Source organism: Actinomadura formosensis NBRC 14204, from assembly GCF_001552155.1.
Lineage (GTDB): Bacteria > Actinomycetota > Actinomycetes > Streptosporangiales > Streptosporangiaceae > Spirillospora > Spirillospora formosensis.
The window spans coordinates 1-9,060 of record NZ_BCQQ01000183.1 but is presented as its reverse complement, the minus strand read 5'-3'; the positions used below and the strand labels follow the sequence as shown (position 1 = coordinate 9,060).

General features: G+C 73.0%; 6 protein-coding genes and 1 pseudogene. 4 read left to right on the top strand and 3 right to left on the bottom strand.

Annotated features, from left to right (window positions below; translation table 11 throughout):
- The 4 genes and pseudogenes from AF1_RS35475 to AF1_RS30265 all read left to right on the top strand — a co-directional run.
- A pseudogene (locus AF1_RS35475) lies at positions 1 to 721 on the top strand (MFS transporter); the annotation flags it as partial.
- Positions 718 to 1,740, top strand: coding sequence for an S-adenosylmethionine:tRNA ribosyltransferase-isomerase (locus AF1_RS30275; RefSeq protein ID WP_067807106.1), 1,023 nt, complete (start codon positions 718 to 720; stop codon positions 1,738 to 1,740). The pseudogene AF1_RS35475 and the gene AF1_RS30275, both read left to right, overlap by 4 nt.
- 63 nt (positions 1,741 to 1,803) lie before the next feature.
- Complete coding sequence (gene serB / locus AF1_RS30270; protein ID WP_067807104.1) at positions 1,804 to 3,012, top strand: phosphoserine phosphatase SerB; 1,209 nt, start codon at positions 1,804 to 1,806, stop codon at positions 3,010 to 3,012.
- Positions 3,013 to 3,083: 71 nt separating this feature from the next.
- Complete coding sequence (locus AF1_RS30265; RefSeq protein ID WP_067807101.1) at positions 3,084 to 5,333, top strand: FUSC family protein; 2,250 nt, start codon at positions 3,084 to 3,086, stop codon at positions 5,331 to 5,333.
- A 6-nt stretch (positions 5,334 to 5,339) separates the two neighbouring features.
- On the opposite strand, the gene AF1_RS30260 is transcribed toward AF1_RS30265, so the two are convergent.
- The 3 genes from AF1_RS30260 to AF1_RS30255 form a co-directional block, all read right to left on the bottom strand.
- Positions 5,340 to 5,807 (bottom strand): SixA phosphatase family protein, encoded by a 468-nt coding sequence (locus AF1_RS30260; RefSeq protein ID WP_067807098.1) that lies wholly within the window; start codon positions 5,805 to 5,807, stop codon positions 5,340 to 5,342.
- A 10-nt stretch (positions 5,808 to 5,817) separates the two neighbouring features.
- Complete coding sequence (locus AF1_RS36720) at positions 5,818 to 5,940, bottom strand: hypothetical protein (protein ID WP_255218851.1); 123 nt, start codon at positions 5,938 to 5,940, stop codon at positions 5,818 to 5,820.
- 146 nt (positions 5,941 to 6,086) lie between these two features.
- Positions 6,087 to 8,534, bottom strand: coding sequence for a sodium-translocating pyrophosphatase (locus AF1_RS30255; protein WP_067807095.1), 2,448 nt, complete (start codon positions 8,532 to 8,534; stop codon positions 6,087 to 6,089).
- Between the last annotated feature and the right edge of the window lie 526 nt (positions 8,535 to 9,060).

The window sequence follows — 9,060 nt, the reverse complement described above, 5'->3', positions numbered from 1 at the left end:
CGTGCCCGCCGCCGTCGCCGTCGCGGCGGGCGCCGCGCTCCTGCTCTACGGCCTGGACGGGACGGGCTGGACGACCACGGCGGCGGCCGCCGCGGGGATCGCGGGCCTGGTGTTCGGGCTGCCCCGGCTGCTGCCCCCCGGAACGCTCCGGTTCCACCGCGGGCTGCCGAGCGTCATCGCCGTCCGCGGGCTGCTGTCCGGCGCGTTCACCGGGGCCGAGGTGTTCATCCCGCTCGCCCTGGTCCGGCTGCACGGGTTCAGCGCGGGCACGGCCGGGCTCGTGCTGACCGCCGGGGCGCTCGGCTGGTCGGCGGCGTCGCAGATCCAGGGCAGGTCCGAGCGGCCCCGCGAGTTCTACGTCCTGCTCGGCGCCTTCTGCGTCATCACGGGGATCGCCGTCGCCACGGTCTGCCTCCGGTTCTCCGGGTGGACGACCGTCCTCCCGTGGATCGTGGCCGGGGCCGGGATGGGGTTCGCGATCGGCAGCCTGTCCGTCCTGCTGCTGCGGCTGTCGCCCGCGGACGAGCAGGGCGTCAACTCGTCCGCACTGCAGGTCGCCGACACCCTCGGCTCGTCCCTCGTCGTCGGCGTCGCGGGCGCGCTGGTCGCCGCGTTCGGCGCCGCCCGGCTCGGCACCGGCCTCGCCGTCGCGGGCGCGCTGTGCGCCGCGATCGCCGCGTTCGGGGTCTTCGCCGCGTTCCGCCTGGAGGTCAGGACATGACCGTCGAGTTCACCCTGCCCCCGTCCCTGGAGGCGCACGAGCCGCCCGAGGCGCGCGGCCGGACCCGCGACGGCGTCCGGCTCCTGGTCTCCCGGCGCGCCACCGGCGAGATCACCCACCACGGGTTCGGTGACCTGCCCGCCCTTCTCGACCCGGGTGACCTGCTGGTCGTCAACACCTCGTCCACGCTGCCCGCCGCCGTCCGGCTCGACCGGATCAGCGTGCACTTCTCCACCCCGGTGCCCGGCGCGGACGACCGGCTGTGGCTCGTCGAGCTGCGCCGCCTGACCGGCGCCACCGCCCACCCCTACGCGGGCGGCTCACCCGGCGAATGGATCCCCCTGCCCGGTGGCGCCACCCTCACCCTCGTCGGACGGCACACCCACCGCCTCTGGCGCGCCCGCCTGAGTACCGACGTCGTCCCGTACCTGCGGCGTCACGGGGTGCCGATCCGCTACGGGTACGTCCACCGCGACTGGCCCGCCGCCGCGTACCAGACCGTGTTCGCCTACGACCATGCGACGGGCGGTGCGGAGATGCCGAGCGCCGCCCGCCCGTTCACACCCGAACTGGTGACCCGCCTGGTGTCCCGCGGCGTCCTGATCACGCCGATCACGCTGCACACGGGCGTCGCGTCCCCGGAGGCCCACGAACCCCCGTACGCCGAGCGCTACCGCGTGCCGGAAGCGACGGCCGCGCTGGTCGAGCACGTCCGCTCCCAGGGCCGCCGGGTGATCGCCGTCGGGACGACCGCCGTCCGCGCCCTGGAAACGGCCGTGGACGCCTCCGGACGCGTCCGGCCGTCCTCGGGGTGGACCGAGCACATCGTGACCCCCGAGAACGGCGTCCGGGCCGTGGACGGCCTTCTCACCGGCCTGCACGAACCCAGGTCGTCCCACCTGATGATGCTCACCGCCATCGCCGGCCGCGACCTGCTCACCGCCACCTACGAGGCCGCTCTGGCCGAGACCTACCTCTGGCACGAATTCGGGGACCTCAACCTCATCCTGGGCCGGTAGCGTCTCGCATGCCGGACCGGGCGCACGAGCCCCACGTCACGGCCGGTACCGTGGAAAACAGCTATGGACGGGTCAGCACAGCGCACGCTGCTCATTACACTCACCGGACGCGACCGCCCCGGCGTGACGTCGCGTCTGTTCCGGACACTCTCCGACTTCCCGCTCACGGTCGCCGACGTGGAGCAGGTCGTGATCCGCGGGCGGCTCATCCTCGGGGTCCTGCTCGCCTACCACGAGGGCGCCGACATCGGACGCGTCTGGAACGCCGCCGAGCACGTCGCGAGCGACCTCGACATGGAGATCGAGCTGTCCACCGGCCGCAACCGGCGGCTGCCGAAGCGGACCGGGCGGCTGCACGTCACCGTCCTCGGCGCCCCGCTGAAGCCCGCCGCCATGGCCGGGATCGCCGGGCGGATCTCCGCGCACGGCGCCAACATCGACCGCATCGAACGGCTCGCGCAGACCCCCGTCACCTGCATCGAGATGGACGTGTCCGGCGCCGACCCCGACGCGCTGCGCGCCGCCCTCACCGCCGAGGCCGCCGAGCAGCAGGTCGACGTCGCCGTCCAGCAGAGCGGCCTGAGCCGGCGCGCCAAGCGGCTGATCGTCATGGACGTCGACTCCACCCTCATCCAGGGCGAGGTCATCGAGCTGCTCGCCGAGCACGCCGGCTGCCTCGGCGAGGTCGCCAAGGTCACCGAGGCCGCCATGCGCGGCGAACTCGACTTCGAGGGCTCCCTGCGCGAACGGGTCGCGCTCCTCGCCGGGCTGGACGCCTCCGCCATCGACGAGGTCCGCGACAGGCTCCGCCTCGCCGCCGGCGCCCGCACGATGGTCCGCACCCTCAAGCGCCTCGACTACAAGTTCGCCATCGTCAGCGGCGGCTTCACCCAGATCACCGACGCCCTCGTCGAGGACCTCGGCATCGACTACTCCGCCGCCAACACGCTGGAGATCGTCGACGGCAAGCTGACCGGCCGCGTCACCGGCCGGGTCATCGACCGCGCCGGCAAGGCGGCCGCCCTCGAACGCTTCGCCCGCGAGGCCGGGGTCCCCATCAGCCAGACCGTCGCGATCGGCGACGGCGCCAACGACCTGGACATGCTCCAGGCCGCCGGCCTGGGCATCGCCTACAACGCCAAACCGGTGGTCCGCCAAGCCGCCGACACCGCCGTCAACGTCCCCTACCTGGACACGATCGTCTTCCTCCTGGGCATCTCCCGCGACGAGGTGGAGGCCGCGGACGCCCTCGACGCCCAGAAGGCGGGCTGACCCATCGGGGTACGGTGAGACGCGGGGAAAGTGATCTCCGCGAGCGGCCGTAGGAAAGCGGAGGAACAGCGGTGCTGCAGCGTGCGCGCCAGGCGTACGTTCAGGCGAACGGGCGGGCGTCCCCCATTTACGGGGCCACCGCGGCCGTGGCGGTGGCCGTGCCGTTGCTCGTGGGGGCGCTGACCGGGCACCCGGCGCAGGGGTCGATGATCGCGCTCGGGGCCTATCTCGTCGCGCTGCGGGCGCCGGAGGGACCCTACGGGGCGCAGGCCCGGAGCCTCGCGGTCGGGGTCGTGGTCGTCGCGCTCGGGGCGGCCGTGGGCGGGCTGCTCAGCGGGCACCTGTGGCCGACCGTGATCGTCGTGCCGCCGCTCGTCGCGCTCGGGGTCGCGGTGCCGCGGATCGGGGCGACGGCGGGCCTGGCGGTACTGCTGAGCGCCGTCCGGCCGCCCGCCGGGGACGTGCTGAACATCGGGCTGCTGGAGCTGATCGGCGGGCTGCTCACCGCCGGGCTGCTGCTGGCGCCGTGGCCGGCCCGGCGGCTGCGCCCGCTGCGGGCGGCGCTGAGCGAGTGCGCCGACGCGGTCGCCGAGGCGCTCGACGCGGTCGCCGAGGACGTCGGGGCGCACGACGCCGGTCCGCTGGACGCCATCGAGCTGACCAGCCCCGAACTGCTGGCCGTCACCCGGATACCGGACTGGGAGGCCAGGCGGCGCGCCGCGTCCGAGGCGCTGACGTCGGCGCGCGCCACCTACGCGCTGTACCGGTCCGGACGCGGCCGGACCGACCCCACCCGGCCCGAACGGCTCATCGACGCGCTGGGACGCGTCCTGCACGAGACCGTCACACTCCAAGCCGTCCTGGAGGCCGCGAAGAACTATCCGCCCGACCGCGAGTGGCGGCTGGAGACGCAGACCGCGATCTCCGCGCTCGCGGCGCGGCTGCGGCTGCTGGCCGGGGCGACCGCGACGGCGGGCGAGGCGCCGCTCGGCGGGGAGGAGTCCGCGGCCGTCCGGCGGATGGGGCGCACCGCCGAGCAGATCCGGCGCGCCGGGCTCGCCGGGGACGAGGACCTCGTCGCGGTCGCGCTGATCAGCCAGGTGCGCCGGTCCATCGACCGCATCGCGGGCGAGGTCGCCTCCGCCCGCCGCATCGTCGCGGGCGGCCTGCGGATCGCGGTCGCGCCGCCCCGGATGCCGGGAACGCTCAACCCGATGCGCGCGTGGGAGCGGACACGGGGCGCCGTCCGCACCCGGTCCCCCGTGTTCCGGCAGGTGTCGCGGGTGTTCGTGACGGCGGCCGTGTCGATGGCGCTGGCCGCCGTGCTCGGCCTCTCCCACGGGCACTGGATGACGATCACCGCGATGCTGAGCCTGCGCGCGACCTACGGCGAGACCGTCGACCTGCTCGTGCAGCGCGTCGGCGGCACCGCGGCCGGGTCCGCCGTCGCCGCGGTCATCCTCACGCTCGTCCCCGGGCAGACCGCCATCGCGCTGATCGTCTTCGGGTTCGCGCTGGCCGGGTTCGCGATGCGGTCGGTGAACTACGTCTACTGGGCGCTGTTCGGGACGCCGCTGGCGATGATGCTGCTCGACTTCTCCGTGCCGGCCGACTGGCGCACCGCCAGCGAGCGGATCGGGCTGACGATCGCCGGCGCGGCCATGGCCTACCTCGCCGTCCGGCTGCTGTGGCCCGCCGGGCACGCCGAGCGGCTGCCCGTCCAGCTCGAACGTCTCCTCCGCACGCACGCCCGCCTGGTCCGGGCGGCGGCGGACGTCCTCGCGGGGGAGCGGGTCCGGCTGCCGCACGACACGATCGTCGCGGCCGAGCGGTCGGCGGAGGCGGTCGCCGAGACCCGGGCCCGGCTCGGCCACGAACGCCGGCCCGACACCGGCCTGATCGCCGAGCTGCGCAGGTCGGTGGACGCCGCGCACCGCACCCGCGACCACCTCATCACGGTCGCGAAGCTGTCCCGCGCGAAGGCCGTGGACACCGGGCCCATCCCGGAGATCCTCGACCGGCTCGCCGACCGGTTCGAGGAGGCCGCCGGCCTGCTGGAGGAGCCGGCGAACCTCGACGCCGAGCACGCCGCCCCCGTCCTGGAACTGGACGAGGAGCTCGCCGACCTCGACTCCCACCTGTCCGCGATCACCCGGCGGCGGCGCGCCGAGATCAAGGCGGGCGTGGACCGGGAGGAACTCACCCCGCTCCGGCAGGCCCTCCTGCAGGTGTCCGGCACCCGCTACACGATCAGATCACTGCGCCGCGACGCCGGGACGGTCGTCGAATCGTCCCTCACCGCCGCCGCACCCCGGCCCTGACCCGCGTCAGCCCTTCGGGGTGCGGACGGTCCGGAGCGTTCCCAGGCCGGGGCGGACGTCGATCCACGCGCCCGGCAGCTCGATCACGGCGAGCGCGCAGGTCGGGAAGGAGTCCGGGGCCTGCCCGGTCAGATCGTGCACGAACTGGTGCGCGGACGGGTTGTGCCCCACCAGCAGCAGCGTCCCGGCATCGTCCGGGGCCTCGTTGACCAGGGCGAGGAGCCGTTCGGGGTCGTTGTCGTAGATCGCGGGCTCGTGGCTCACGGCGGCGTCGAGCGCGAGCAGGTCGAGCGTCTCGCGCGTCCGGGCCGCCGTGGAGCACAGCACCCGGTCGGGGACGAGACCGTTCGCGCGGAGCCACTCCCCGGCCGCCGCGGCGTCGCGCCGGCCTCGGTCGTTGAGGGTGCGGTCGATGTCGGGCGTCCCGAAACCGGCGACGGCCTTGGCGTGGCGGAGCACGATGAGCGTGGGCATGACCGCCACATTAGGGCGCGGCGAGCGCCGCCAGCCCCCACAGCACGAGAAGGATTCCGAGCATCCCGCCGAGCACGAGGACGAAACCCTTGGCGCCCGACATGGTCGGCTTGCCGCCGCCGCTGTTCGCCACAGCGCCTCCCGATCTCATTGCACGTCCGGGTCCGGGGCGTCCGGCCCGCACGTCAAGCGTACGGCCGCCGCCGCGTGGCCGGGACACGACCCTGACATGCGGGAGGGCCGGCGGCGCGTCGCCACCGGCCCTCCCCTTCTGAACTGTCAGCCCTTCTTGGCCGACTCCCCGGTGCCCGTCTCGGTCTTGGCCGCGCCCGAGTCGGCGCCGACGGCCGCCTCCTCGACGGACTTGGCCTGGCCGTCCGCCACGGGGGGCGCCTGCACCGTGCCGCCCTCGACCGCGGGGGCCGGGGCGGACTCGGCCATCGGGGCGGCGCGCCGCTTGGAGACCACGATCGCCGCGACGACGACCGCGACCGACAGCACGGTCACCCCGACGCGCAGCGGGATGTTGCCCGCGTAGGTCACCACGGCGTCCGCGATCAGCAGCGCGACCAGGTTCATCACCTTGATCAGCGGGTTGATCGCGGGACCGGCGGTGTCCTTGAACGGGTCGCCGACCGTGTCCCCGATGACCGTCGCCTCGTGCGCCTCGCTGCCCTTGCCGCCGAGGTTGCCCTCCTCGACGACCTTCTTGGCGTTGTCCCAGGCGCCGCCGGAGTTGGCGAGGAACACCGCCATCAGCACGCCCGCGGCGATGGCGCCGCCCAGGTAGGCGCCGAGCGGCGCGTACCCGAGCGCGAAGCCGACCGCGATCGGCGTCATGATCGCCAGCAGTCCGGGGGTGGCGAGCTCGCGCTGCGCGTCCCGGGTGCAGATGTCCACGACGCGGTCGTAGTCGGGCTTCTCGGTGTAGTCCATGATCCCGGGCTTGGTGCGGAACTGCTCGCGGACCTCCACCACGACCCGTCCGGCCGCCCGGCCCACCGCCATGATCGCCAGGCCGGAGAACAGGAACACCACGGCCGCACCGATGATCAGCCCGATCAGGACGTTCGGGCTGGCGATGGACAGGTTGAAGGTGAGGAAGTCGGCGCCGATGGCGTCCTTGGCGCTCTTCGAGGCGCCGTCCAGCGCCGCGATGACCGTCGTCCGGAACGAGCCGAACAGCGCGGTCGCCGCGAGCACCGCGGTCGCGATCGCGATGCCCTTGGTGATCGCCTTGGTGGTGTTGCCGACGGCGTCCAGCCGCTCCAGGATGGACGCGGCCTCGCCCTTGATGTCCCCGGACATCTCGGCGATGCCCTGGGCGTTGTCGGACACCGGCCCGAAGGTGTCCATCGAGACGATGACGCCGACCGTGGTCAGCAGCCCGGTACCGGCCATCGCCACCGCGAACAGCGCGACGGTGGTGTTGCCGAAGCCGAGCAGGAACGCCCCGTAGACGGCACCGGCGATCACGAGCGCGGTGTAGACGGCCGACTCCAGGCCCAGCGAGATGCCGGCCAGGATGACGGTCGCCGGGCCCGTCCGGGCGCTGTCGGTGACCTCCCTGACCGGCCTGCGGTTGGTCTCGGTGAAGTAGCCGGTGAGCAACTGGATGACGCTGGCCAGCACGATCCCGATGATCACCGCGCCGAGCGCGACCCAGCGCGGGTCGGCGTCCAGGCCGCGGATCGCCTTGTCGGTGACGCCGTTCAGGTCGGCGAAGGACGACGGCAGGTACGCGAACGCGGCGATCGCGACGAGGATCGCCGAGATCGCCGCCGAGATGAAGAACCCGCGGTTGATCGCCGACATGCCGGAGCGGTCCCCGGCGCGGGGCGCCACCGCGAAGATGCCGATCACCGCGGTGATGACGCCGATCATCGGCACGACCAGCGGGAACACCAGGCCCTCGGTGCCGAACGCCGCCGTGCCGAGGATGAGCGCCGCGACCAGCGTGACCGCGTACGACTCGAACAGGTCGGCCGCCATGCCCGCGCAGTCGCCGACGTTGTCGCCCACGTTGTCGGCGATCGTCGCCGCGTTCCGCGGGTCGTCCTCCGGAATCCCCTGCTCGACCTTGCCGACGAGGTCGGCGCCGACGTCCGCGGCCTTGGTGAAGATGCCGCCGCCGACACGCATGAACATGGCGAGCAGCGCGGCGCCGAACCCGAAGCCCTCCAGCACCTTCGGCGCGTTGCCCTGGTAGGCGAGGACGACGACCGCCGCGCCGAACAGGCCGAGGCCGACGGTGAACATGCCGGCGACGCCGCCGGTGCGGAACGCGATCCGCATCGCCGTCTTCTCGCCGTCCTCCTCGCGGGCGGCCGCGGCGACCCGGACGTTGCCGCGGACCGCGAGCCACATGCCGGTGAACCCGGTGACGGCGGAGAACAGCGCGCCGACGACGAAGAAGACCGACCGTCCGATCCGCTCACCCGTGGAGTCGGCGGGGAGCAGCAGCAGAACGAGCGGGATCAGCACCACGAAGACCGCGACCGTTCTGAACTGGCGTTTCAGATAGGCACTGGCGCCCACCTGAACGGCCCGCGCGATCTCCTGCATCTTGGCGGTGCCCTGGCCCGCGGCCAGGACATCGCGAACCAGACCCGCGGCGACGGCCAGTGCCAGCAGCGCGATCACGGCGACGACGACGACCAGGGAAAGGTCGCCGCCGCCGAGATCCACTTCTGCGCTGGCCGGGCTTGACAGGGAAAACCCGGACATCCGTCCTCCTCGACAGGGGCGTTGCGACTCGATCGTCAAAAAGACGATCTTTACCGCGTACCCCGCGAGTCATGATTTCGAACGCCTCGCACGGCAGCGCGGGTGCCGGGAGTCTACGCACGTGCAAGTCGAATGTTAAGGCCGGACGGCCCTTGATGAGCATGTCGCCGAAATGCGATGGACGATATGCCGGAATTTGACATATAAGCCCGCCCAGCGGACATCGTCGCAGCTCAACGCAGGTAAGCCAACGCTTACTCCGCCGCCACCCCAACGAGGCGCGCGGCTATGGCCGGAGCACCACAACCACCGGCATCCGTATTAAAGCTAGGCATTAACACAGAATCTGTCCAGACCCAAATCGGTTCGAACTAAGATCAACTCAAAGAGAGTCTCACAACACCGGCAACACCGGCCCCACCGCCCCCACCAATCCCCTCCCCCGACCGCGCGCACGCGGCCCCTTGGAGCTCGTGTGGCGGTCGCGGGGTGTGGGCGCGCGGGGGGGTGGGCGCGCGGGGGGTGT

Bases quoted from the DNA above. Each gene is read 5' to 3' on its own strand.
- AF1_RS30260 (WP_067807098.1), bottom strand. From the start codon at position 5,807: ATGCCCACGCTCATCGTGCTCCGCCACGCCAAGGCCGTCGCCGGTTTC.
- AF1_RS30255 (WP_067807095.1), bottom strand. From the start codon at position 8,534: ATGTCCGGGTTTTCCCTGTCAAGCCCGGCCAGCGCAGAAGTGGATCTC.
- AF1_RS30275 (WP_067807106.1), top strand. From the start codon at position 718: ATGACCGTCGAGTTCACCCTGCCCCCGTCCCTGGAGGCGCACGAGCCG.
- serB (WP_067807104.1), top strand. From the start codon at position 1,804: ATGGACGGGTCAGCACAGCGCACGCTGCTCATTACACTCACCGGACGC.